Here is a 23,792-nt window from a genome sequence, read left to right on the forward strand (position 1 = left end):
CGGTGCGAATGCCTATGTCAGACCGTGCAGCAATTCTGAACGGCAACTTTCTCAAACAAGTGCGGAGCCGTTACGGCGCTTGATGGATAGTGATCGAGGTGCGCTTGGAATTCCGGGTTAGAAAATGCAGCACGGAAGTCGGCAACAGAGTCCCAAACAGCATAGTTCAGGTACATGCCGCCATCGCCAATAGCTTTATGCAGTTGCGTACTAATGTAACCCGGTTGCGCCTTCATCCATTGAGCATCACTCTTCCATGCTGCGACCAAGGCGTCTTGGTCAACGGGATCGACTGTAAAGAGATTAACAAGAACGACTGGTCCGGCGTCGATGCCAAGCTGCCGGTCAATGGGAAACTCGGGGTCGAGGGGTTTGAATTTAACCATTTTGGTGCTCCTTGAATATCATTCTAAAATGGTGTCATGTTGTCATATTGTGATTTCAAACCATAATGACAACATATTGTCAAATAAAATGAGGTGCGAATATGCCAGATGAACAAAGAACGAAAGAAGGCGAAGCGGTCACTGCGCTGATAATGGATGTGTTCCGGCTGAATGGTCGTTTGCAACTCGCTGGTGATCGGCTCGTATCCGACTTGGAACTGACAAGTGCCCGATGGCAGATCCTCGGTGCCATCGCTTACGCGGATCGGCCGGAATCAGTTGCGTGGCACGCGCGCACGATGGGGGTTCACCGACAGGGCGTTCAACGGATCGTCAATGAGTTGAATAAAGAAGGCATGGTGGAATTTCTGCCAAATCCACACCACAAGCGCGCACATTTAATCTCTCTGACAAAAAAAGGGCATGAGTTATACGAAGCCGCGATTGCGAAGCAAATCCCGTGGGTGAATGAGCTTTCAAGCGGCCTGCCACCAGAAAGTATCGCAACAGCACAACAGGTCATCGCACATCTCAAGGCACGTCTCGAACAAACCTCAGAGCGGCAAGGTATGAGCCCAACCCAAAGCTGACATACGCTTTGCAGCAACAATCATTTAGGCTTTCTCCCGTTACTCTCCGCAAATTCGAAAAAGTTCCACGATGCTCGCGACAACCGTTATCAAGCTATTCCACAATGGTTTCCAGAGAATGCCATTAACGTCCTGCAACACGCTCAGGACCAAACAATTAGCCCAAGGATCGAGATCGCCAAAAGCCCGATCCCAGCAAACTCCCGCCCGCTGATCTTTTCCCTGAAAAACAACACTGTGGCGATAATCCCAAACACCAGCTCGATCTGCCCCACCGCCTTTACATAGGCCGCGTTTTGCAACGTGAACGCCACGAACCAGCTGAACGACCCCGCCATGCTGGTCAGCCCGACAAACCCGGCCGTGCGCCAAGCCCCAAGAACCCGTGCCACTTCCCCCGGTTCGCGCACCCGCAACCAAACCCACAGACCCACCATCTGCATCGACGTCACCGCCGCCAGCGTCACCAGCGCGCGCAGCAGCGGTGCATCTGACGCCACCTCCAGCGTCGCGCCGCGATAACATACTGCAGAAACGCCAAACAATGCGCCCGCCGCAATTCCCAACGCCGCCGACGGTGTCCAGAACCGGCGCAGGCCCACGCCGCCCTCAACCGGCCCTGACAAGATCAATACCCCCGCCACGCCAACAACAATCGCCGCCAGTCCAACGCCGGAAATACGCTCGCCCAGTACAACCAAACCGATCAGAACTGTCAGCAAAACTTCGCTTTTAATCAGCGTCATGCCCACGGCCAGATTGCGCCGGCCAAACAACATCACGGTGCACACTGTCGCCGTGATCTGTGCTGCGCCGCCCACTACGCCATATGTCCAGAACGCCGCGCCAGACACGCTGACCTCGGGCCGCGCACCCCACAAAACAATCAACAAAACCAGCACCGCCACCGGCGCCGAATAAACAAAACGCGCAAACGTTGCGCCCGCTGCCGACAACGACACCTTGGCCAAATGTTTCTGCAACATGAACCGCACCGTCTGAAACAGCGCGGCGGCAAGTGAGGCGGCAATCCAGAGTTCCATGCCGCCTTAGTGCCCGCCCCTCAGTCTTTTGACCAGAGCGGATGCGGCACCGGGTCTTTGCGCTGCCACAGATAGCGGCGAAAAACTTCGCCATAAGACCGGTAGTAATACCCGTCATTGCGGGTCAGATAGCGTTCCCGATTGTCCCGAAACAGACGTGGCAGCTGATACCACGGCACCCGCGCGTGCATGTGATGCACCACATGCAGGTTGTTGTTTAGAAAAATCCAGCTCAGCGGCCCGCGGTCCTCGATGATCACCGTTCGACCCCGCGCGCGCTCATGCGCCTGATGCTCCAGAAAGGTGCGGATTTTCAACACCGACAACGCGCCATAGGCCGACAGTAAATAGGCCCAAACCGGCATCGCCGCGACGGTCAAAACCCACCAGACCCCGATCGCCAATGCCGGGATATGCCACAGCCACCCCTTTAGTACCGCCTGGTCTCCGTTTCTTATCGACGTCCAGTCACAGCGCATGAACGCTTCTTGCGCCACCAAAGGCCCAATCAGCAACCGCCCTGCCAAAGTATTGTTGAACGTCAATACCTTACGCCGCCAAACCGGCAGACCACCCCAGATCGCCGGGTCCTGATAATTGCTCTCCGGATCGTCATAGGGATCGGTCAAGTTTGAATCCAAATGATGCGCCAAATGCGTGTCGCGAAACCGGATATACGGAATGAACAGTCCGATTGCAGGGGAAACCAGCGCTTCGTTCACCAGTCGATTGCGAAACGGATGCCCATGCAACACTTCGTGGCTCAGCGACGAATGCAACGCCAGCGCCAGCGCCGTCACCGCTATCCCCACTGGCAGCCACCACGCTGCCAGCCACACTGTCCCGCAGATAAACGCAGCATAACACAGCCCAATCAGCGCAAGTGTCGGCCACTCGACCAACGGGGAACGGCGCATTGCGGCCTCACGCATGGGTCCGCCCCCAGCCGATCTTTGCCCAGATACGTTCATACACCACATAGAATGTCAGCCCGATTGCCGAATTGATCAGCGCCATCGTCCCGCCAACAGCAACCGACCCGGTGGCAATCAGCCCAACCAGCGCCATCATCGCCAAACCTATCAGGTTCCAGATCACTGCCTTGAGAATTGACCTCTTTCGGGTTTCCATTCTGCTTCCTCAAAATGTATTGCTCACATTTTTGTTACCTCGGATCGGCATCGTGCAGAATTCTGAATATGATTAACAAAATTCAGCATTGGAGATATAAATCACAATATGAGTGAATTTATCGACAAACGCCTGCGCGCCGATCGCTTCCGCCAACGCCTCGCCGCCGCGATGCAGGGGCAATCCGTGACCCAAAGCGCACTCGCACGGCAGATTGGGGTCGACCGTTCGACCATATCGCAGCTGCTCAAGGACACCGGCGCACGTCTGCCCAATGCGCAAGTTGTCGGGGAATGCGCCAGCGCGCTAGGCGTCTCTGCCGACTGGCTGCTCTCGCTTACTGATCGCCCCGAGAGCGCAGCAGACATCCTTGCGAACTCTCTCACCGTCACCGCCGCCCCGCGCGCGCTAGTGGACGAACAGATTTTCAACTGGCACCAAGAGGCCGCGGGCTACAAAATCCGCCACGTCCCCGCCGGTTTGCCCGACATGTTAAAAACTGACCAGATGCTGGTTTGGGAATACTCCGCCCACCTGGGCCGCACCACCGAACAGGCGATCAACGCCTCGCGCGACCGCCTGAATTGGATGCGCTCCTCTCAGTCAGACTACGAAATCGCGCTGCCCCTGCACGAGATAGAGAGCTTTGCCACCGGCACCGGCTACTACCGTGGCCTGCCGCCCGACCTGCGCCGCACACAGCTCGATCATTTTGCCGATCTCTCAGCTCAACTCTATCCCCGCCTGCGCATCTATCTCTTTGATGCGCACCGGCTGTTCTCAAGCCCGATCACCGTCTTCGGCCCGCTGCTCGCAGTGCTCTATCTCGGCCGCAACTATCTTGCCTTTCGCGATACCGAACGGGTTGCGTCCTTCACCGAACATTTTGACAATCTCGTTCGCAAATCCGAAATCACCGCCCGCGCAATCCCGGAATACATGTCCACCCAGCGCACAGCGATCTAGACCTTCGGGTCCGGGTTAACGGTAAACCCATCCACCGCAATCACCTGTCCGCTGACCAAACGTGCCGTGTCAGAAGCAAGGAACACTGCCATCCCGGCCACATCCTTGCCCTCAACAAAGCGCCCCATCGCCGTCCCGCTGGCATAACCCTCATAAACCGCATCGCGCGACATGCCCTTGGCCTCTGCCTCGCGTGCCAGAACCCCCTCCATGCGCGGCCCCTCCACGGCGCCGGGGCAGATCACATTGGCCCGCACGCCATACGGCCCTAATTCCATCGCCAGCGTCTTGGTCAGTCCAATCACCGCCCATTTTGCCGCCGCATACGGCGCGCGAAACGGATAGCCGTACTGCCCTGCGGTCGAACTTGTCACCACGATCGACCCGGCCTTGGCCGCCTTCATCAGCGGTGCCGCATATTTCGCCGCCAGAAACGCCCCCTCCAGATTGACCGCCAGACAGGCTTGCCAATCCTGCAAGGATACGTCCTCAATAGCCGCAGTTGGCCCTGCTATACCCGCATTTGCGCAAAGCGCATCAACCCCGCCCCAAACCTCGGAAACCTCTGAAAACAAACCGGAAACCGCCACCTCATCGGTCACGTCGACCAACGATCTGCGCCATGCCTCCGGCACATCCGCCAACGCGCTCGCATCCCGATCACAAACCCAAACCTGCCAACCTGCCGCGTCAAACGCCTCGCCCATGGCGCGCCCAACGCCGCTGGCTCCGGCTGTGATCAGAACCCGCTTCACCGCGGCGCTCCCACATAGCGACCAACACCGTCCGGTGCTGGCAATCCGGACTGCGCCCCGGCTATCATCGCCAGATTCTCTGCAATCTCTGCACTGAACGGCGCGGGCCGACGCGTCTCCAAACTCACATGAATCAAAATATGCTCTCCGGTCGCCAACAGCCGTTCGCCCCCATACATCTCATGCCACAGGTGCATCTTCTTGCCTTCCCCCATCAGCACCCGCGTGCGCACCTCAATCCGTTCGCCCAGCTTGGCCTCATCGATATGGCGGATATGCGTCTCTGCGGTAAAGAAACTGCCTCCCGTCGCGATATAGTCCGCATCACAACCGACAATCTCCATTAACCGATCCGTCGCATCCGCAAACGCATGCAGATACCGGCTCTCGGTCATGTGCCCGTTGTAATCCAGCCAATCCACCGGCACCGCCCGCCGAATGGTCACAATCGGTTGTCCCGGATCGACAATATCGCCCGCCCGTTTCACCATGCCCGCCTTGGCCTCAAGCCCGGCATCATGCGTATTCAACACAGCACCAGACGCAAAGTTCTGTGCTTTCAACGCGCGCATCATCGACACCACATTGTCATCGCGAATGCGTTCCATCTCGCGAATGCTCATATGGCCTGACTGTGCATCCGACTGTCCCGCGATCAAATCAACCAGCTCATCCGTGAATTCCGGAACATCCATCAGCTTGGTCCACGGCCATTCCAGCGCCGGGCCAAACTGCGCCATGAAATGCTTCATACCCGCCTCGCCCCCGGCCACGCGATAGGTGTCAAACAGCCCCATCTGCGCCCAGCGAATGCCAAACCCCATACGGATCGCCTCATCGATCTCTTCTGTCGTGGCGATCCCGTCCTTGACCAGCCAAAGCGCCTCGCGCCATACCGCCTCAAGGAAACGATCCGCAATATGCGCGTCAATTTCCTTGCGCACATGCAGCGGGAACATCCCCAATCCGGTTAAAATCTCTTTGGCCCGCGCCACCAGGTCCGCAGTGTTCTGCGCCGTCGGCACCAGCTCGACCAGCGGCATCAGATATACAGGATTAAACGGATGCGTCACCACGATCTGCTCAGGGCGCGGCGCTTGTTCCTGCAATTCGCTTGGCTTGAACCCGCTGGTTGACGACCCAATAATCGCGCCCGCATCGCAATGCGCTTGCAGTCCCTCATAGACCTTTTGCTTCAGCTCCAACCGTTCCGGCACACTCTCTTGAATCCAGACCGCGCCCTCAACGACCTCGGCCAGGCTCTCATGAAAACTCAGCCGCCCCTCTTCCGGCAGCGCCACATCGCTCAGCCCCGGCATCGAACGGCGTGCGTTGTCCAGCACCTCGCCAATCTTACGTTCGGCCTCCGGGTCCGGGTCAAACACCCGCACATCCCACCCGTTCAGCAGGAACCGCGCGGCCCAGCCGCCACCAATCACCCCACCGCCAATTATCGCCGCCGTTGTCACGTTGCACTCTCCTGCATCATCGTGTGTACCTTGCCCGCAATTGCCACCCCCAACGCCCGATGCGCTGCGCCGCCAAAATGCACGCCCTCATCCGGATGGCTTTCAATCACCCCCCCGGCATCAAAAAACGCCACGCCAAGTGCGCGCGCCACTTCCGCATATTTTGTCGCTAACCCAGCACTCCGCGCTTCGGCCCCGGCAAAAACCTCGTTCGCCTCGCCCCGCTCCAACACTGGCGGTGGACAGACCATCAACACCCGGCCAACCTTGCCACTGGCCAGTGCCATCTCCACCAACCGCCCGGCCCCCAGCGCAATATCGCGTCCGGTTAACCCAAACCGCGCCTTTTGGTCATTGGTGCCCAGCATAATAATCATCACATCAATCGGCCCATGGCTCTCAATGATCGCCGGAAGCACACGCCGTCCATTGCGGTGTTCGCCCTCAATCGGATCGTCAAGCACCGTCGTGCGCCCCGGCTGGCCCTCCTCAATCAGGTGCCAATCCGCCCCCAAGGCGCGCGCCATCACACAAGGCCAGCGCAGATCGCGTCCAAACCGCTCAATACCGCCAAACTCCGGCACCATCGGACAGGTGCCATGCGTGTTGCTATCTCCAAAACATAGGATATCCGGCATCTCTCACGGCCCCTCAGGCAGAGCGCAGCGCACCAAATTCGCCGTCTCTCCGGTCTCATCCAAAATCAACAGCCGGTCTTCATAGGTCACCAGGAATATCTGCGACTGCGTGTATTCAAACCCGGCATCCAGACAAGTTGTCTGTATGGACCAGCTTTGGCCGACCCCAATCGCCACAACACCATCGATCTCGCAGCTCCACTCGATCCCGAAAAAACCGTCGCGCCCGAACCAGGTGGGCGTCTCGTCGCCCACCTCACCGGCGCGGACGCACCAACTGGCGTTCCCGCTCCAATAGCCTTCCCAAATTGGCGGCGTCTCAGCCTGCACTGCACCCGTTAACAAAAGCGCGCCGCCCAAAACCGCGCCGACGCGATACCGACGCAATACCGACGTAAAACCGACGTTGCTTTTTCGGCGGTTTTTGGCGTTAACCATTGGACATATCACGCTTTCGGCGCACGTTTTTCCAGCCCAAGCTTATCCCGCACCTCCTGTGGCCCAATCACCCGCGCACCCATGTTTTCAACGATGGTTTGCGCCCGTTCCACGAGCTGCCAGTTCTCGGCCAGCACCCCTTTGTCGAGCCACAGATTATCCTCTAGCCCCACGCGCACATTGCCACCGGCCAGCACCGCCGCCGCAGCATAGGCCATCTGGTTACGTCCCAGCGAAAACGCGCTGAACGTCCAGTCATCTGGCACATTATTGACCATCGCCATAAAGGTATTGAGGTCGTCCGGCGCGCCCCATGGCACGCCCATACACAGCTGCACCAGCGCCGGGCTGTCCAGCACACCGTCCTTGACCAGCTGTTTTGCATACCAAAGATGACCAGTGTCAAACGCCTCGATTTCTGGTTTAACCCCCAGTTCTGTCATCATTTTTCCCATCGCCGTCAACATCCCCGGCGTGTTGGTCATGACATAATCTGCCTCGGCAAAGTTCATTGTGCCACAATCCAGCGTGCAGATTTCCGGCAAACATTCGGCCACATGGGCCACCCGCTCAGTCGCACCAATCATGTCGGTGCCCTCTGCTGTTGGGAACGGATTCTCGACCCCACCAAAAATGATGTCACCGCCCATGCCCGCCGTCAGGTTCAGCACGACATCCGTGTCGCTGTCACGGATCCGATCCGTGACTTCACGATACAGCGCCAGATCCCGGCTCGGCGCCCCGGTTTCAGGGTCGCGCACATGGCAGTGCACAATCGCCGCCCCAGCCTTCGCCGCCGCAATCGCGCTGTTAGCAATTTGTTCAGGCGACCGTGGTACCTTGGGGCTGCGATCCTGTGTACTGCCCGATCCGGTGACCGCGCAGGTGATAAAAACGTCTTTGTTCATGGCCAACGGCATAAGCGACTCCTTTTCAGTTGTGTGATTATTCCCCGACTTGCGTCAAATGACTTTCCATTTTACGTAGTTGACTTGATGAAAATCGAAAAAATGCCGTTTTTACCAGACCGTCGCACACTGGATACCGCCATCCTCGTGCTGGATGAGTGCAACACGCTCAGCTTCGCCGCCGCAGTCGATCCTATGCGCGCCGCCAATCGACGCGCGGGTAAGTCACTGTTTAAATGGGATTTTTTTACACCAACGGACCAGCCTTCAAACCTCACCAGCGGCCTGACTGTGACGGGCCAAAGCATCAGCCGTTTCACCCGCGCCGACATCCTTCTAATTGTCGCGGGCTTCCGGCTCGAAGAACAAGCCACCCCGCAACTGCTTGCCAGCCTACGCCGGATCGCGGCCCAAGGCACCCCCATCGCCGCCATCGATGGCGGCCCGTGGCTGCTGGCCCGCGCGGGCCTTTTAGACAATCATCACGCCACAACCCATTGGGAAGACTTAGAAGAATTCGCCACCCGCTTTCCCAATATCGACGTGCGTCGTGACAGGTTTTGCCTTTCAGGCCGCTTCGCCACCTCCGGCGGCGCGGCGCCATGCATTGATATGATGCTGCACTTGCTCAACGACCGCTTCGGCCCAGAACTCGCTCGCCGCGTCGGCAGCGCCTTTCTCTATGATCCGGTCCCAGCCCACCAGCAAAGCACCAGCTCCGCGCCACGTCCCCTGCGCCGCAACCCACATATCGCCCGCGCATTGGACCTCATGGAATCGACTCTGGACGACCCAATCCCACTCCCAGAAATCGCGGCAAAAACAGGGCTTTCCATACGCACGCTGGAAACGCGCTTCCGCACCCAGCTCGGTCAATCGCCCAAAGCGCACTACCTATCGCTCCGCCTGTCCGAGGCTCACCGCCTTGCCACCGACACGTCCCTGCCCGTACGTGATATCGCACTGGCCACCGGCTTCAACTCCCCGTCCAGCTTCGCCCGCGCCTTCCGCGCCGCCTACGGCACCTCAACCCGCGCCCTCCGCCAGAAGGTCTCGCCCCGCTAAGCTCCTCTCAATGTTCCAAAATACCCAATAACACCTGCGCCTCACCGCGCGACGCTCAAAATGCTTGCAACGTCCAGATGCCGCTCTACATGATCCGCCAACCGGTCTAGCACTGCCTCCACTGTCGCGTCATATTCCAGCCCGTTGGCCGCACCGCACACGCTCTCCAGCCACGCGGCGCGAAACCCATCATCACGGAACATCCCGTGCAAGTAACTCCCCGCCACCAGCCCATCCGCCCGCATCGCGCCTTCGTCGCGCCGGTCAACGTGCGCAAATGGCCGCGCCCTATCTCCGCCCTCCGTTCGCCCGATATGAATCTCATACCCTCGAAACGCTTGCCCCGACGGCACATGAACAGCCTGCGTCTCGGTCAGGCGCTTATCCGACGTCATCACCGTTTCCACATCCAAGAGCCCCAGCCCCATGGTATCGCCTGCCGATCCTTCGATGCCTTCTGGATCCCGCACCACGGTCCCAAGCATCTGATATCCACCGCAAATTCCAAGCACATGCCCGCCACGCCGCACATGCGCGGCCAGATCCACATCCCAACCCTGCGCTTTGAGAAACTCGAGATCGCCTCGCGTCGATTTGCTGCCGGGAATGATCACCACATCCGTATCGCCCGGCAAAACCTCACCTGCGCGCAGCATCCTCAGGCTCACCCCCGGCTCCTGTGCCAAGGGGTCCAGATCGTCAAAATTTGCAATCCGCGACAGCCCCAGACACACCACTTTCAGCCCATCCTCCCGCTCCGCATTGGATATGTCGAGCGCATCTTCGGCGGGCAGTTTCCAAGCCTCATCAAAATACGGTAGTACCCCAAACCCGCGCCATCCCGTGGTCTTTTCGATCAGGGTATAGCCATCATCAAACAGGCTCGGATCGCCTCGAAACTTGTTGACCAGGAACCCGGCCACCATGTCCACGTCGCCCGTTTCCATAACCGATTTAGTACCGACAACCTGCGCGATCACCCCGCCGCGATCAATATCTCCAGCAAGAACAACCGGCACATCCGCTGCCACGGCGAAACCCATATTGGCAATGTCCCCGGCCCGCAAATTCACTTCAGCCGGCGACCCCGCCCCTTCAACAATTACCAAATCATGCTGCGATTTCAGCCGATTAAAGCTCTCCAACACATGTTCCATCAACTGCGGTTTCAGCTTGGCATACTCGCGCGCCTTTACAGTGGTCAGGCGCTTGCCCTGCACCACCACCTGCGCGCCAACGTCCGTTTCTGGTTTGAGTAGCACCGGGTTCATGTCCGTCACCAATGGCTTACCGCAGGCCATCGCTTGCAACGCCTGAGCGCGCCCGATCTCGCCGCCATCGCTGGTCACGGCTGCGTTGTTGGACATGTTCTGCGGTTTGAACGGTGCCACGCTCAGCCCGCGCCGCACCGCCGCCCTGCAAAGGCCCGCCACCAACATTGACTTGCCCACATTCGAGCCCGTCCCTTGGATCATAACCGCCCGCGTCATGCTCTAGGCCTGTTTTGCCAAGAACGCTTCAACTGCCGCGCTTGCCATTACCAGAACATTTCCGCTGTCGGGATTGGTCACATTAAGCCCGCCAAACACTGCCTTCACCTCGGCCCGCCCGCGCGGCAAACCTTGGGTCAGTTTCGCACAATCCACCTTCTCCGGCTCTTGAACAGCTACTGTGACCTGCACACGCATCTCTGTATGGTCCAACCCAAGCGCATCGAACATCGGGATCGACGAATGGCGAATGGCGTCCTCGATCGCGCGCGCAGCGGCCTTGGTATAGTCCTGACCGTATTGGTCATTTCCCATGCCCATCTCGATAATAAAACGTTGATCACTCACGGCTTTTCCTCCACGTCCAGCGCTACCGAAATCGCCACATTTGCGATCACCGTCGGATTACCACCGTCGCTACGTGGCACATCCAACCCGCCCGCAACCGGGCGCACATCGACCTGACCATAGGGAAATATTCCTGCCACTTTGGCGGCATCCACCGCCCCCGGATCCTGCACGCCAACCTCCACAGTGATGTGCATTTCTTCTTTCTCCCTGCCAAACAGCTCAGACAGGTTGATCGAATTATGCCACAACGCATCCCTGACCGCCCGACACGCGGCTTCTGTATAGTCCAGCCGCCGAAGGGATGATCCCATCCCGAACTCAGTTAGAAGGCGTTTTTTCGGCATCAGAATTCCACCCCTTGCTGCGCCTTAATACCGTCACGGAACGGGTGTTTGACCAGCGACATCTCGGTCACCAGATCCGCCGCTTCGATCAGCTCAGGCTTGGCATTACGACCGGTCAACAGCACATGGGTCATGTCGGGTTTTTCCTCCAACAGGAAATCCACCACGTCATCGATATTCAAATAATCATTGCGCAGAGCGATGTTGATTTCGTCCAGCATCACGAACCGGTTCGCCGGATCGCGGATCAGCTCCTTGGCAAGCTCCCAGCCCGCCTCAGCCTTGGCAATGTCGCGCTCGCGGTCCTGTGTTTCCCAGGTAAATCCCTCGCCCGAGACATGGAATTTCACCTCGTCCGGAAAATGGGTGCGCAGGAAGTCACGCTCACCCGTGGCCCAATTGCCTTTGATGAACTGCACCACGGCCACCGGCATCCCGTGCGAGATACAGCGCATGATCATGCCGAATCCTGAACTGGATTTGCCTTTTCCGGGGCCGGTATGGACCATGATCAAGCCCTTTTCCTCGGTTTTGTTCGCCATCATGCGATCCCGCGCGGCTTTGATTTTATTCATCTTTTCGGTGTGTCGGGCGTTTTCGTCAGTCATAACCGGTTCCTGCTGTTGCGCGATTTCGCGGCACGAAACCATAGCCCGATGCCAATCACAAGCAGGCCTGCGACGGATTTACCTGTGTTGCCGCCATGCACAAGAGAATCGCCTCCTCATGCCTTGCTGCTACATCCACAAATTTCATGCCGGTTTTGGTGCAAAGCACGTCGGCAATGATCGCTTGTCACGCGACAAACGCTAACATGGCCGCCTGTTGCTTGACAAAGCCCCCCTACCTGCATCACTTGGGCGCGCTGGTGCCTGTTTTCGGACAGGTGAATAGGGAATGCGTACCGGATCACTCCGCGAGCGCAGCCGCCCCCGCGACCGTGACCGGAGAGGTCGCCCGTAGCCACTGGAACCAATCCGGGAAGGCAGGGCAACCGCAGGCATATGCCGAGATCCGCAAGCCGGGAGACCTGCCAGCACCGAAGAAAAGACGAAACCGGACGGGGTGTTCCGGTGTCGGGCTGACATGCGCAACCCGCCCAACCCCGTCCCACCATAGGGATAGATAGATGGCCGATGCTTCTCAGCCAGTTGAATTGCTGGTCTGCACGACCTGCCGGGCCGGACAGCCGACCAATGTCGAAGGCCCCCGCCCCGGCACGCAATTGTTCGACGCGCTTACCGCCGCTGATCTTCCCGAAAATGTGACCCTCAAAGGGGTCGAGTGTTTTTCCAATTGCGATCAGGGGTGTTCGGTGACTTTGCGTGGTGGCAACGAGCGTTGGACCTATGTCTATGGCCGTTTCACCGGTGCTGAAGACGCCGAACTGGTCGCTGATGGTGTCACCAAATACGCCGCCACCGTTGACGGGCTTGTTCCTTGGCGTGAACGCTCCATCCATTTCCGCAAAAACTGTATCGCGCGCATCCCGCCGCAGGAGACCCCAGAATGAGCAGCCTCGAAAAACTCCCCGTCACCGTGATCACTGGCTTTCTCGGCTCGGGTAAAACCACGCTGATACGCAACTTGATGCAAAACCCGCAAGGCAAACGTCTGGCGATTGTCGTAAACGAGTTCGGCGACGTGGGTGTAGATGGCGAGATCCTGAAATCCTGCGCCATTCCCGACTGCCCGGAAGAGAACATCATGGAGCTGGCCAACGGCTGTATCTGCTGTACGGTGGCCGACGACTTTATCCCCACGATAGAAGCGCTGATGGCACTGGAACCGCGTCCCGAGCATATTGTCATCGAGACCTCAGGTCTCGCCTTGCCTAAACCGTTGCTCAAGGCGTTTGACTGGCCCGATATCCGCTCCAAGATCACCGTTGATGGCGTGATCGCGCTGGCCGATGCCGAGGCCGTGGCCGATGGCCGTTTCGCACCCAATGTGGCCGCAGTGGATGCGCAACGCGAGGCGGATGACAGCCTTGATCACGAGACACCTCTGTCCGAAGTATTCGAAGATCAAGTATCTTGCGCCGACATCGTGCTGTTGACCAAACCTGACCTTGCTGGCCCCGAAGGTGTGGCCAAAGCAAAGGCAATGGTGCTCAAAGAAGCACCCCGCGCTCTGCCCGTGGTCGAGGTGGCCGAGGGCGTTGTTGATCCACGCGTGATTCTTGGTCTGGAAGCTGCTGCCGAAGACGACATGGACAACCGCCCAAGCCATCATGACGGCCACGACGATCACGAACACGACGATTTCGAAAGCGTTGTGATTGATATCCCTGAGCAATCCGATCCGGCGGCTTTTGCGGCCAAGATCGAAAAGCTTGCTAACGAGCAGAACATTCTGCGTGTGAAAGGGTACGCCGCCGTGGAAGGCAAACCTATGCGCCTGTTGGTTCAAGCCGTCGGCGCCCGAGTGCGCCACCAGTTCGACCGCCCTTGGAAGCCCGAAGAAGGCCGTCAAGGCAAAATGGTCGTGATTGCCGAGCATGATGACGTGAACGAAGCAGCTATCCGCGCCGCTCTGGTGGACTAAGCACCATGCATGTCGTCTTTCGCGAAAGCCATGGGTTGGAAGAAACCGAAACCCCGATGGATCTGGGCCAATCCCCGGCCGATCTGGTGGTGTTGTCGTTTTCGGATTCTGATCTTGGCGCTTTCGCGGCAGGCTGGCATCGCGCGAATGGCGATCTGCCCTCGCTGCGACTGGCCAACCTGACGGCGCTCAAACACCCGCTCTCGGTTGATACCTATGTCGAACAGACATTGGTCGGGGCCAAGGCGATCCTGATCCGTCTGATAGGCGGCATCTCCTATTGGTCTTATGGCATTCAACAGGTCATGGCGCTGGCGCAGGAAAAAGGCATCGCGCTGGCCGTTCTGCCTGCTGATGGCCGCCCCGATACGCGGCTGGACGAGGTCTCGACTCTCCCGGTCAGCACCCTGCATCGACTAACCCATCTCTGTGACACCGGCGGCGCTGTGGCGGCGCAGGCGGCACTCGCACAGCTCGCCCTTGCCGCGGGTCTCTACGCGCGCCCCGTGCCTGGTTCCAAAGCCTTGCCAGACACCGGCGCATGGACGCCCGAAACTGGGTTTCTCAAGGACATTCCGGCGCGCGACGCCGCCAAACCCCTGATCGCCGTCACCTTCTACCGCGCCTATGTCAGCGCGGCCGACACCGCCCCGATTGAGGCGATCTTTACCGAATTTCGCGCCCGAGGATTTGAGGTTATTGGCCTTTTTGCCCCCTCCCTCAAACAACCCGCCGCCGCCGCATGGCTGGCCGAAACGTTGCGCGAAATGGCCCCTGCCGCCATTGTTAACGCCACCTCCTTTTCTGGCAAAGGCGAGGCGGGCACCTCCCCGCTCGACGCCACCGACGCGCCAGTGTTTCAAATCGCCTTGTCGACGGCCCGGCGCAAGGACTGGGCCGAAGCTGAACGCGGCCTCTCACCCGCAGATCTCGCCATGCATGTGGTCCTGCCCGAGGTCGACGGGCGGCTTTTTGCCGGGGTGTCGTCATTCAAGGAACCGGGTAAGAAAGACCCGCTTCTGGAGTATTCCCGATTTGGCCACCGCGCGCACGACGAACGTATTTCAGCCATCGCCGACAAAGTTGAAAACTGGGTTTCACTGTCGCAAAAACCCAATGCCGACAAACATATCGCCTGTATCCTCAGCACCTATCCGGGCAAAGATTGGAACATGGCTCACGCTGTGGGGTTGGATGCACTGGCCAGCACAGACGCCATCCTCGAAGATCTCGAGGCTGACGGCTTTGCCATCGACACACACGGTGATCTCTCCGACGCGCTTATTACACAATCCCTGAGCTGGCCGGTAAATACCTACCGCGCCGAGCTGGCCAAGCTTCCAGTGGTTTTGCAAAACGAGCTTGCCGAAACGTGGGGGGCGCCAGAAACCGATCCAACCGTAATAAACGGCGAATTTACATTTAAGGCGGTACAGCGCGGCAATGCCCTGATCGCCCTACAACCCGAACGCGGGCAGGATACCAAACGCGACGAAGAATACCACGACGTTACCCGCACCCCGCGCCACAGCTATGTCGCCTTCTATCTCTGGCTGCGCAGTGTCCACAACATCGACGCGCTGTTGCATATCGGCGCGCACGGCACGCTTGAATGGTTGCCCGGCAAATCCGTCGCCCTCAGCGCTGAATGCTGGCCCGAGGTGCTAATCGGCGCAACGCCAGTTATTTACCCGTTTATCGTGAACGACCCCGGCGAGGCCGCACAGGCCAAGCGCCGTATCGGCGCGCTGACATTGGGGCACGTGCCCCCGCCGCTCAAACCATCGGCCACACCCGACCGTTTCGCGCAACTGGAATCCTTATTGGATGAGTTTTCGAACGCCGATGGCCTTGACCCACGCCGCCGCGACCGCTTGCAACAGGACATCCGCGGCGAAGCAGAGGCGCTCGGGCTTGAGGCAGAACTTGGGTTGGACGACGCAACCTGTCTGGCCGAGGCAATCACCCGGATCGACACCTTCGTCTGCGACATCAAGGAAAGCCAGTTCGGCGACGGTCTGCATATCTTTGGCCGCCCTCCAGTTACAGAAAGCAGCTTTGACACCGCCGCTTCTGTGTCGCAAGAATCCAAAGCCCTGCGCCGCGCATTGACCGGCAAACGGATCGAGGCTGGCCCCTCCGGCTCACCTTACCGTGGCCGCCATGACGTTCTGCCAACGGGGCGCAACCTTTACACCACCGATCCCCGCTCAGTCCCCACTCGCGCAGCCTATGCCCAAGGCGTCAAACTCGCCGAAGAGCTGGTCCGACGCCATCTACAAGACGAGGGGGATTACCCGCGTAACCTGATCGTTGACCTCTGGGGCTCGGCCACCATGCGCACAGCAGGCGAGGAATTTGCGATGGCGCTGCACCTTTTGGGCGCGAAACCGGTCTGGGACGCAGGAAGCGAGCGCGTGAGCGGTGTTGAAATCCTGCCAATCACTCTGCTTGATCGCCCCCGCATAGATGTCACCTTGCGTGTTTCGGGGCTGTTTCGCGACGTCTTCCCAACCCTCTCGGGTCTCTTTGGTCAGGCCATCCGCGCCTTGTCTAATCGCGATGAGGCCGCTGACTGGAACCCATTTGCGGGTCGTGTCACCGCACCGCGCGTGTACGGCCCCGCACCGGGCAGCTATGGTCTTGGAATTGGCCAAAACATAGATGACTACTCTGACGAGGGGCGCGCTGCCGCAGGCATGGCATGGCTCAATGCCAGTTCATGGGCGCTTGAGGGCGACAAACCCGTGCAAGACCGCGACGGCATCGCCGAACGTGTCGCAAATGCTGACAGCTTTGTGCATCTTCAGGACATGCCCGAAACCGACATCCTTCTGGCAACCGACTATGCCACTCACGAGGCGGGTTTCGCCGCGGCGCAAGCTGTTACAGGTGGCAACGCCGCACTCTATCATATGGACAATACCAACCCGGAAAATCCCCGTGCACGCGCGCTCAGCGAAGAAATCGCACGCGTTGTTCATGCCCGCGCCACGAACCCGGATTGGCTCGCTGGAATGATGCGTCATGGGTTCCGCGGCGGCGCAGAAATTGCCGCAACCCTTGAACATATGGCTGCCTTTGCAAACCTTGCCGGGGCAGTGCCACCGCATCTCTTTGATGCCTACCATGACGCCACGCTGGGCGACGACACTGTAATTGCGTTTCTTGACCGCGAGAACCCCGAAGCACTTGCCGCCATGCGTGACCGGTTCGCCGCCCTGCACAGCGCGGGCCTCTGGATTACACGGCGCAACTCAATCCTTGCCAATCTGGAGCGCTCAGCATGAGCCGACCAGCGGCCAAAGGCTGGTGCCCCGGTGCCTATCGACCGATGATGTCGGGCGACGGTTTGGTGGTGCGCGTGCGCCCCCTATTGGCGCGCCTAACCCGCGATCAGGTTTTGGGTCTTTGCAAGGCCGCACAGGAATTTGGCTCTGGTGTGCTAGATCTCACCAGCCGCTCCAACCTGCAAATCCGCGGCGTAACGGAAGCGAATCACGAAGCCCTACTGCAGCGTCTTTTCGATCTCGATCTTCTACCAGATGATCCCATCTTGGAAAGCCGCCGCAACATCCTGATTGCCCCCTTCTGGAAAGACGGCGACGAGACACATAGCCTTGCCAGCGAATTGACCCGCCGCCTTGGAGAACTGCCGGGCTTGCCTGCCAAGGTCGGCTATGCCGTCGACACTGGCCCCACCCCGCAGTTTCAAAAGAACTCCGCTGATTTCCGTTTTGAGCGCGGCGAGAACACCCTGATCCTGCGCGCCGATGGATCTGATCTGGGGTGTCCCGTCACCCCCGAATCCGCCGTCGACGCGCTTATCGGAATGGCGCATTGGTTTGCCGACACAAGAGGCACGGAGCACCGCCGCATGGCCGTCCATCTGGCCCAAACCGATTTGCCCGCCGAATGGCGCACAACCGCACCGCTCAACGCGGCCTCGCCCCTCGCCCCCGGCGCAACCGACAATGGCGACATTTATGGCGCCGCCTTTGGCAAAATCGACGCCACCGCATTGGCCGGCCTGATCAACGATACCGGCGCACAAGCCCTTCGCGTAACACCGTGGCGGCTGATCCTGCTCGAAGGCACCTCCTTTTTCGCTGATGATACTTCCGATTTCATCACCTGTGCCGACGACCCGCTGCTCAATATCGACGCCTGCCCCGGCGCACCTCTATGTACGTCGGCCACAGTCGAAACTCGCGCCCTTGCGCGCACCCTCGCCCCGCTCAGCCGCCGCCCGCTGCACATCAGCGGCTGTTCCAAAGGCTGCGCCCGCCCGCGCCGCTGTGAAACCACTCTGGTGGGTCGCAACGGGCGCTTTGATCTTGTCCGCAACGGCCTGCCATGGGATGAGCCCCTCATACCCAGCCTGACGCCGGAAACACTTGCTCAGCGCATCGGAGAATGTGATGCCTTATGAATACGAACAGAATGGCCAAGCCATTTACGACGAAAGTTTTGCCACCATTCGCCGCGAGGCGGATCTGGTGGGATTCGATGCAGACGAAGAACAAGTTGTGGTGCGCATGATCCACGCAGCCGGAATGGTGGGCTTGGAAAAACACGTGCGCTTCACGCCCGGCATGGTCGCCGCCGCCCGCACTGCTCTGGAAAACGGTGCACCAGTGTTTTGCGACGCGCGCATGGTGTCCGAAGGCGTCACCCGCCCGCGCCTACCCGCCGATAACGAGGTGATTTGCACTTTGCACGCGCCCGGCATTCAAGAATTGGCAAAAGAAATGGGCAACACCCGTTCCGCCGCCGCGTTGGAACATTGGCGCGACCGTTTGGAAGGCGCAATCGTGGCCATTGGCAACGCACCCACCGCTCTCTTTCACCTGCTCAACATGCTCGAAGACTCAACCTGCCCGCGACCAGCCGCGATCATTGGCTGCCCGGTCGGTTTTGTCGGCGCGCGCGAAAGCAAAGACGCGCTTTGGGCTGACCAGCCTGTGCCATGCATGATCGTCGAAGGGCGCCTTGGCGGCTCTGCCATGACCGTTGCGGCCATCAACGCCATCGCGAGCCGCAAAGAATGAGCAAGACCGGCACCATATATGGCGTCGGCCTTGGCCCTGGCGATCCGGATTTGATGAGCGTTCGCGCCCACCGCCTGCTCGGCTCCACACCGCATGTCGCTTTCTTTCGCAAGGCAGGACGCAAAGGCCAGGCCCGCCAGATCGTCGAAGGTCTGTTGCCAGAAAACGTGATTGAGTTCCCGATGGAATACCCGGTCACAACCGAAATTCCCCTGCATGATCCGCGCTACAACGAGGCGCTCTCGACCTTTTACGCGGACGTCACACAACACCTGATCGGGCTGGCGCAGTCCGGTCAGGACGTGGTCGTCCTCTGCGAGGGCGATCCGTTCTTCTACGGCTCGTTCATGCATCTCTATGCCCGCTTGCGCGACATCGTCCCGGTCGAGGTTGTGCCCGCCATCACCGGCATGTCCGGCGCCTGGACCGCCACCGAAGCCCCCATCACATGGGGCGACGATGTACTAACCGTGCTGATGGCCACCCTGCCCGAGGACAAGTTAATCGACCATATCAGCCGCACGGATGCGCTGGTGATCATGAAAATCGGCAGCAACTTTGACAAGGTCAAATCTGCGCTCAAGGCCGGTGGCAAATTCGATGACGCATGGATTGTGCAATATGCCACGATGGCCAAGCAGACTGTGACCAAACTCTCGGAAATGACAGATCCAGGCACGCCCTATTTCTCGATCATCGTGGTGCATGGACAGGGGCGACGACCATGAACGGCTCTCTTGTCATTGCCGGACTTGGCCCCGGAAACGACGCCCTGATCACACCCGAAGTGCATGCCGCACTTGAACGCGCCACTGACATTGTCGGCTATATCCCATATGTCGAGCGCGTTGCGGCCCGCCCCGGCCTCACCTTGCACCCCTCTGACAATCGCGTCGAAATCGATCGTTCGCGCCACGCGCTGGAAATGGCCAGCGAGGGCAAGCACGTCGTGGTTGTCTCATCCGGTGACCCCGGAGTTTTTGCAATGGCTTCAGCGGTGTTTGAGGCGGTCGAGAACGGTGACGCGCATTGGAGAGACCTTGATATCCACGTCTTACCCGGTATCACCGCCATGCTCGCGGCTTCCGCAGCCTGCGGCGCGCCTTTGGGACATGATTTTTGTGCGATCAATCTCAGCGACAACCTGAAACCATGGGTGCTGATCGAAAAACGCCTGCGCCTGGCCGCAGAGGCGGATTTTGCGATGGCTTTTTATAACCCACGGTCCAAATCGCGCCCTCAAGGGTTTGTTAAAGCATTGGAAACGCTGAAAAATACCTGTGGTGATGCACGCCCAATGATCTTTGCCCGCAACGTCACGCGCCCTGATCAAACCATTCGCATTGTGCCGTTGAACGATACCACGCCAGATATGGCCGACATGCGCACCGTGGTTTTGCTCGGCTCATCACAAACCCGCATCATCACCCGCAACGGCGCGCCTTTCGTCTACACGCCGCGCTCTGTTTTGACATGAGCAAGCCAGTCCAACACCCCCTCAACACTCGCTACCTCGGTGCGTGGTGGCAGTGTTGGACGGTCAATCATGATCACCGGCAAGCCCAACGCACGCGCCGCATGCAACTTGGCCTCTGCGCCCACACCTCCGGCATTTTTGCAAAGCACCACATCAACACTGTGTTCGCGAAACAGGGCCATATCGCCGGCAACATCGAAGGGTCCGCGCGCGACCACAACGTTGTGGTTGGGAAGGTCGATGGGCGCAGCTGGCGTGTCTACAAGACGCAGAACATAGTGATGCTGGGGTTGTGCGGCAAAAGCTGGGACATTGAGTTTACCCAGCGCCAGCATCACGCGCCGCGCCGCCCCATTCAACGCTGCCACAGCTCCCTCAATATCGGCGACATGGTGCCAGTCATCGCCTCTCTGCGTCTGCCATGCAGGGCGGGTCAGCGCAAGCAGCGGCACACCCGCCTGCACGCAGGCATGATGCGCGTTCCAACTCATCTGAGCGGCAAACGGATGCGTGGCGTCGACCACATGGGTCACATTCTGAGCGTTCAAATAGTCAACCAGTCCCGCAACACCGCCAAAGCCGCCAACACGCTGCGGGATCGGCTGAATTCTTGGCGAGGACACACGACCAGCATAGGAAAACACGGCGCGCAAACCATGGTCCGCCGCGACCTTCGCCAGCGCGCTGGCCTCGGTTGTGCCGCCCAGAATAAGGAGGTTGGGATCCATGGTTGACACTCCGTGGCTGACCATCGTTGGCTTGGGCGAAGATGGACCGGATGGCCTGTCGCCTGCAAGCTGCAAAGCACTTAAAAACGCCGAGATCATTATGGGAGCGGCACGTCACCTGTCGCTGCTACCTGACCTGACCGGACGACTCATCCCTTGGCCGGTTCCCTTTGCAGATGGCATCCCTCAGCTCCTGAGCCATCGCGGCACACCAACTGTTGCGCTCGCTTCAGGTGATCCGTTCTGGCACGGCGCGGGAACGTCTCTGTCCAAACACCTGTCGCCGGATGAATACGTGGCTATCCCTGCCCCTTCAACCATGTCACTCGCCGCCGCTGCCCTTGGCTGGCCGTTGGAAAAAACTCTCACATTTGGTCTGCACGCGGCCTCCTTCGCGACCCTGCGCCCACACTTGCACCCCGGCCAAAACCTGCTGGCCACTCTGCGTGATGGCACTGCGTTCTCCGATCTGGCCACCTATCTGACAGACCTCGGCTTTGGAGCCTCCACCCTTCATGTGCTCGAGGCATTGGGCGGCCCACGACAGCGAATCCGCACTACAACCGCAAGCACGCTGAACGACACTGACATCCAACACCCTGTCTCTGTCGGCATCGAAGTCGCCGGTGATGGCCACACTATCCCACTCGCCACAGGCCGCCCCGACACCCTGTTCGAGAATGACGGCCAAATCACCAAACGCCCCGTACGCGCCCTGACCCTATCCGCCCTCGCCCCACGCCCCGGCGAACACCTTTGGGACATCGGCGGTGGTTCAGGTTCGATCGCCATTGAATGGCTCTGGTCGCACCCCAGCACCCAAGCCACCGTTATCGAGATCGACCCAACCCGCACCGAACGCATCGCCAGCAACGCCGCAAATCTCGGCGTGCACCGACTAGCGGTCGTTACCGGCTCCGCTCCAGACGCGCTAAAAAACCTGACACCACCAGACGCCGTCTTCATCGGTGGTGGCATCAATCGGGACATGCTCACCACGGTCTGGGCTGCACTTCCTGCCGGCGCGCGCCTTGTGGCAAACGCTGTCACGCTCGAGGCCGAAACGCTTCTTATGAACTGGCACGCCGACAAAGGTGGCGATCTCATGCGCATCGACATCGCTTTGTCCAATCCACTGGGGCGAAAACGGGGCTGGAAACACAGCTACCCCATCGTGCAATGGAGCGTTTCCAAATGATCGTCGCCGGTATCGGTTTTCGTCAGAGCGCCACGCTCCAATCTCTCCAGCACGCGCTGAATGCAACCGGCCACTCCGCGCCTGACGCGATTGCGACCCCATCTGATAAGGCAGACGCACCCGCACTCCTTGCCCTCTCCAAAACGCTCGGCGCTCCCATCCTGCCGATCACCGCCCCAACCATGCAGGCCGCCTCCACCCTAACGCACTCGGCAAAAGTTTTAGAAAAACGCGGCACCGGCAGCGTCGCCGAGGCCTGCGCATTGGCCGCGCTTTCCCACAATGCGACCCTGCTGACACCACGCCACATCTCGCTGGATCGCCTTGCGACCTGCGCCATCGCCAAGGGAGACCCCCGTTGACCGTCCATTTCATTGGTGCCGGACCGGGCGCCGCCGACCTCATCACCTTGCGCGGACGCGACCTGATCGCCTCATGCCCCGTCTGCCTTTATGCAGGCTCCCTTGTTCCGGATGAAATCCTCTCGCATTGCCCGAAAGACGCGCAAATCATCAACACCGCTCCGCTTGATCTGGACGCGATCACAACCCACTGCAAAACCGCCCATGACGCAGGTCAGGACGTTGCCCGCCTGCATTCCGGGGACCTCTCCGTCTGGTCCGCTATGGGTGAGCAAATCCGCCGTCTGCGCGCGCTCAATATCCCCGTCTCGGTCACACCCGGCGTGCCCAGCTTTGCTGCTGCCGCCGCAGCGTTGCAAACCGAACTCACTCTTCCGGGCCTTGCCCAGTCGGTGATCCTCACCCGCACGCCAGGTCGCGCCTCCTCCATGCCGACAGGCGAAACCCTGACCAATTTCGCTGCGACAGGCGCCACGTTGGCCATCCACCTCTCCATAGGCAACCTTGATCACGTCATTTCCGACCTCACCCCGGCCTATGGCGCCGATTGCCCGGTCGCAGTTGTCTACCGCGCCAGTTGGCCAGACCAGCAGATCATCCGCACGTCTCTGAGATCACTCAAATCAGACGTCACCGAAAACATCACCCGCACTGCCCTCATTCTTGTCGGCCCGGCACTGGCTGGCGACGGCTTTGACGAAAGTTGCCTCTACGCCACCGAGTATGACCGCCGCTACCGCCCTCAAACAGCAAACAGCCAATGGTCAGGCTGGCAACACGGCGACGATTGACCTAAAACGCCCCAACCTTTCCTTTCGCGCAAAATATCCCGGGGGTGCGGGGGCTGGCCCCCGC

At 59.5% G+C, this 23,792-nt stretch carries 27 protein-coding genes and 1 riboswitch; of the genes, 13 read left to right on the forward strand and 14 right to left on the reverse strand.

Annotated features, from left to right (window positions below; translation table 11 throughout):
- Nucleotides 1-17 precede the first annotated feature (17 nt).
- Complete coding sequence (locus tag CLV88_RS10365) at nucleotides 18-386, reverse strand: antibiotic biosynthesis monooxygenase family protein (RefSeq protein ID WP_106608324.1); 369 nt, start codon at nucleotides 384-386, stop codon at nucleotides 18-20.
- A 101-nt stretch (nucleotides 387-487) separates the two neighbouring features.
- On the opposite strand from CLV88_RS10365, the gene CLV88_RS10370 reads away from it, so the two are divergent.
- Complete coding sequence (locus CLV88_RS10370) at nucleotides 488-976, forward strand: MarR family winged helix-turn-helix transcriptional regulator (RefSeq protein WP_106608325.1); 489 nt, start codon at nucleotides 488-490, stop codon at nucleotides 974-976.
- A gap of 143 nt (nucleotides 977-1,119) precedes the next feature.
- Here CLV88_RS10370 and CLV88_RS10375 read toward each other — a convergent pair whose 3' ends face one another.
- Genes CLV88_RS10375 through CLV88_RS10385 form a run of 3 tightly spaced genes read right to left on the reverse strand, consistent with a single transcriptional unit; the run spans nucleotide 1,120 to nucleotide 3,150 of the window.
- On the reverse strand, nucleotides 1,120-2,019 hold the full coding sequence (locus CLV88_RS10375) for a DMT family transporter (protein WP_106608326.1): 900 nt from the start codon (nucleotides 2,017-2,019) through the stop codon (nucleotides 1,120-1,122).
- Between the two features lie 20 nt (nucleotides 2,020-2,039).
- Nucleotides 2,040-2,951, reverse strand: a complete 912-nt coding sequence (locus CLV88_RS10380) for a fatty acid desaturase (RefSeq protein WP_243403629.1) — start codon at nucleotides 2,949-2,951, stop codon at nucleotides 2,040-2,042.
- Entirely contained in the window at nucleotides 2,944-3,150 is a 207-nt protein-coding gene (locus tag CLV88_RS10385; RefSeq protein WP_106608327.1) for a DUF2061 domain-containing protein, read from the reverse strand. The genes CLV88_RS10380 and CLV88_RS10385 overlap by 8 nt, the downstream gene beginning before the upstream one ends.
- 108 nt (nucleotides 3,151-3,258) lie before the next feature.
- Here CLV88_RS10385 and CLV88_RS10390 point away from each other — a divergent pair, with 108 nt between their 5' ends.
- The gene (locus tag CLV88_RS10390; protein ID WP_106608328.1) at nucleotides 3,259-4,116 is read left to right on the forward strand and encodes a helix-turn-helix domain-containing protein; all 858 of its coding nucleotides are present in this window, start codon (nucleotides 3,259-3,261) and stop codon (nucleotides 4,114-4,116) included.
- On the opposite strand, the gene CLV88_RS10395 is transcribed toward CLV88_RS10390, so the two are convergent.
- Genes CLV88_RS10395 through bcoG form a run of 5 tightly spaced genes read right to left on the reverse strand, consistent with a single transcriptional unit; the run spans nucleotide 4,113 to nucleotide 8,336 of the window.
- On the reverse strand, nucleotides 4,113-4,871 hold the full coding sequence (locus CLV88_RS10395) for an SDR family oxidoreductase (protein ID WP_106608329.1): 759 nt from the start codon (nucleotides 4,869-4,871) through the stop codon (nucleotides 4,113-4,115). The genes CLV88_RS10390 and CLV88_RS10395 overlap by 4 nt on opposite strands.
- The gene (locus CLV88_RS10400; RefSeq protein ID WP_106608330.1) at nucleotides 4,868-6,340 is read right to left on the reverse strand and encodes a carnitine 3-dehydrogenase; all 1,473 of its coding nucleotides are present in this window, start codon (nucleotides 6,338-6,340) and stop codon (nucleotides 4,868-4,870) included. Before CLV88_RS10400 ends, CLV88_RS10395 begins: the two co-directional genes overlap by 4 nt.
- On the reverse strand, nucleotides 6,337-6,978 hold the full coding sequence (locus tag CLV88_RS10405) for an SGNH/GDSL hydrolase family protein (protein ID WP_106608331.1): 642 nt from the start codon (nucleotides 6,976-6,978) through the stop codon (nucleotides 6,337-6,339). Before CLV88_RS10405 ends, CLV88_RS10400 begins: the two co-directional genes overlap by 4 nt.
- 3 nt (nucleotides 6,979-6,981) lie before the next feature.
- Complete coding sequence (locus CLV88_RS10410) at nucleotides 6,982-7,416, reverse strand: hypothetical protein (RefSeq protein ID WP_106608332.1); 435 nt, start codon at nucleotides 7,414-7,416, stop codon at nucleotides 6,982-6,984.
- Nucleotides 7,417-7,424: 8 nt separating this feature from the next.
- Nucleotides 7,425-8,336, reverse strand: coding sequence for a 3-dehydrocarnitine:acetyl-CoA trimethylamine transferase BcoG (bcoG, locus tag CLV88_RS10415; protein ID WP_106608333.1), 912 nt, complete (start codon nucleotides 8,334-8,336; stop codon nucleotides 7,425-7,427).
- 75 nt (nucleotides 8,337-8,411) lie between these two features.
- Between bcoG and CLV88_RS10420 the strand changes: the two genes are divergently transcribed.
- Nucleotides 8,412-9,389 carry a GlxA family transcriptional regulator gene (locus CLV88_RS10420; RefSeq protein ID WP_106608334.1) on the forward strand — a complete coding sequence of 326 codons (978 nt, stop codon included), beginning with the start codon at nucleotides 8,412-8,414 and terminating at the stop codon, nucleotides 9,387-9,389.
- A gap of 41 nt (nucleotides 9,390-9,430) precedes the next feature.
- Here CLV88_RS10420 and CLV88_RS10425 read toward each other — a convergent pair whose 3' ends face one another.
- The 4 genes from CLV88_RS10425 to cobO are packed head-to-tail and all read right to left on the reverse strand — an operon-like array spanning nucleotide 9,431 to nucleotide 12,182.
- Nucleotides 9,431-10,879, reverse strand: coding sequence for a cobyric acid synthase (locus CLV88_RS10425; protein ID WP_106608335.1), 1,449 nt, complete (start codon nucleotides 10,877-10,879; stop codon nucleotides 9,431-9,433).
- Nucleotides 10,880-10,882: 3 nt separating this feature from the next.
- On the reverse strand, nucleotides 10,883-11,227 hold the full coding sequence (locus CLV88_RS10430; RefSeq protein WP_165798857.1) for a Lin0512 family protein: 345 nt from the start codon (nucleotides 11,225-11,227) through the stop codon (nucleotides 10,883-10,885).
- Entirely contained in the window at nucleotides 11,224-11,574 is a 351-nt protein-coding gene (locus tag CLV88_RS10435) for a Lin0512 family protein (protein WP_106608336.1), read from the reverse strand. The genes CLV88_RS10430 and CLV88_RS10435 overlap by 4 nt, the downstream gene beginning before the upstream one ends.
- On the reverse strand, nucleotides 11,574-12,182 hold the full coding sequence (gene cobO, locus CLV88_RS10440; RefSeq protein ID WP_106608484.1) for a cob(I)yrinic acid a,c-diamide adenosyltransferase: 609 nt from the start codon (nucleotides 12,180-12,182) through the stop codon (nucleotides 11,574-11,576). Before cobO ends, CLV88_RS10435 begins: the two co-directional genes overlap by 1 nt.
- 241 nt (nucleotides 12,183-12,423) lie before the next feature.
- Nucleotides 12,424-12,626: riboswitch (cobalamin riboswitch) on the forward strand.
- Between the two features lie 77 nt (nucleotides 12,627-12,703).
- On the opposite strand from cobO, the gene CLV88_RS10445 reads away from it, so the two are divergent.
- From CLV88_RS10445 to cobJ, 7 genes are read left to right on the forward strand one after another with little or no spacing between them, the layout of a single operon-like run.
- Nucleotides 12,704-13,087 carry a DUF1636 family protein gene (locus CLV88_RS10445; RefSeq protein WP_106608337.1) on the forward strand — a complete coding sequence of 128 codons (384 nt, stop codon included), beginning with the start codon at nucleotides 12,704-12,706 and terminating at the stop codon, nucleotides 13,085-13,087.
- The gene (gene cobW / locus CLV88_RS10450; protein ID WP_106608338.1) at nucleotides 13,084-14,121 is read left to right on the forward strand and encodes a cobalamin biosynthesis protein CobW; all 1,038 of its coding nucleotides are present in this window, start codon (nucleotides 13,084-13,086) and stop codon (nucleotides 14,119-14,121) included. Before CLV88_RS10445 ends, cobW begins: the two co-directional genes overlap by 4 nt.
- Nucleotides 14,122-14,126: 5 nt before the next feature.
- Nucleotides 14,127-17,411 carry a cobaltochelatase subunit CobN gene (gene cobN, locus CLV88_RS10455; RefSeq protein WP_106608339.1) on the forward strand — a complete coding sequence of 1,095 codons (3,285 nt, stop codon included), beginning with the start codon at nucleotides 14,127-14,129 and terminating at the stop codon, nucleotides 17,409-17,411.
- Nucleotides 17,408-18,553 (forward strand): cobalamin biosynthesis protein CobG, encoded by a 1,146-nt coding sequence (locus CLV88_RS10460; protein WP_106608340.1) that lies wholly within the window; start codon nucleotides 17,408-17,410, stop codon nucleotides 18,551-18,553. Before cobN ends, CLV88_RS10460 begins: the two co-directional genes overlap by 4 nt.
- On the forward strand, nucleotides 18,543-19,172 hold the full coding sequence (locus CLV88_RS10465; protein WP_106608341.1) for a precorrin-8X methylmutase: 630 nt from the start codon (nucleotides 18,543-18,545) through the stop codon (nucleotides 19,170-19,172). Before CLV88_RS10460 ends, CLV88_RS10465 begins: the two co-directional genes overlap by 11 nt.
- On the forward strand, nucleotides 19,169-19,900 hold the full coding sequence (gene cobI / locus CLV88_RS10470; RefSeq protein ID WP_106608342.1) for a precorrin-2 C(20)-methyltransferase: 732 nt from the start codon (nucleotides 19,169-19,171) through the stop codon (nucleotides 19,898-19,900). The genes CLV88_RS10465 and cobI overlap by 4 nt, the downstream gene beginning before the upstream one ends.
- On the forward strand, nucleotides 19,897-20,649 hold the full coding sequence (gene cobJ / locus CLV88_RS10475) for a precorrin-3B C(17)-methyltransferase (RefSeq protein ID WP_106608343.1): 753 nt from the start codon (nucleotides 19,897-19,899) through the stop codon (nucleotides 20,647-20,649). The genes cobI and cobJ overlap by 4 nt, the downstream gene beginning before the upstream one ends.
- Here the strand turns inward: cobJ and CLV88_RS10480 are convergent.
- Complete coding sequence (locus CLV88_RS10480; protein ID WP_207797047.1) at nucleotides 20,622-21,377, reverse strand: cobalt-precorrin-6A reductase; 756 nt, start codon at nucleotides 21,375-21,377, stop codon at nucleotides 20,622-20,624. The genes cobJ and CLV88_RS10480 overlap by 28 nt on opposite strands.
- Here CLV88_RS10480 and cbiE point away from each other — a divergent pair.
- The 3 genes from cbiE to cobM are packed head-to-tail and all read left to right on the forward strand — an operon-like array spanning nucleotide 21,376 to nucleotide 23,728.
- The gene (cbiE, locus tag CLV88_RS10485) at nucleotides 21,376-22,575 is read left to right on the forward strand and encodes a precorrin-6y C5,15-methyltransferase (decarboxylating) subunit CbiE (RefSeq protein ID WP_106608344.1); all 1,200 of its coding nucleotides are present in this window, start codon (nucleotides 21,376-21,378) and stop codon (nucleotides 22,573-22,575) included. The two genes, CLV88_RS10480 and cbiE, sit on opposite strands and share 2 nt — an antisense overlap.
- Entirely contained in the window at nucleotides 22,572-22,937 is a 366-nt protein-coding gene (locus CLV88_RS10490) for a cobalamin biosynthesis protein (RefSeq protein ID WP_106608345.1), read from the forward strand. Before cbiE ends, CLV88_RS10490 begins: the two co-directional genes overlap by 4 nt.
- Nucleotides 22,934-23,728: a precorrin-4 C(11)-methyltransferase gene (cobM, locus tag CLV88_RS10495; RefSeq protein WP_106608346.1), complete on the forward strand. Its 795-nt coding sequence runs from the start codon at nucleotides 22,934-22,936 to the stop codon at nucleotides 23,726-23,728. Before CLV88_RS10490 ends, cobM begins: the two co-directional genes overlap by 4 nt.
- Nucleotides 23,729-23,792 lie beyond the last annotated feature (64 nt).

The sequence above is a fragment of the Shimia abyssi genome (assembly GCF_003014475.1).
Lineage (GTDB): Bacteria > Pseudomonadota > Alphaproteobacteria > Rhodobacterales > Rhodobacteraceae > Shimia > Shimia abyssi.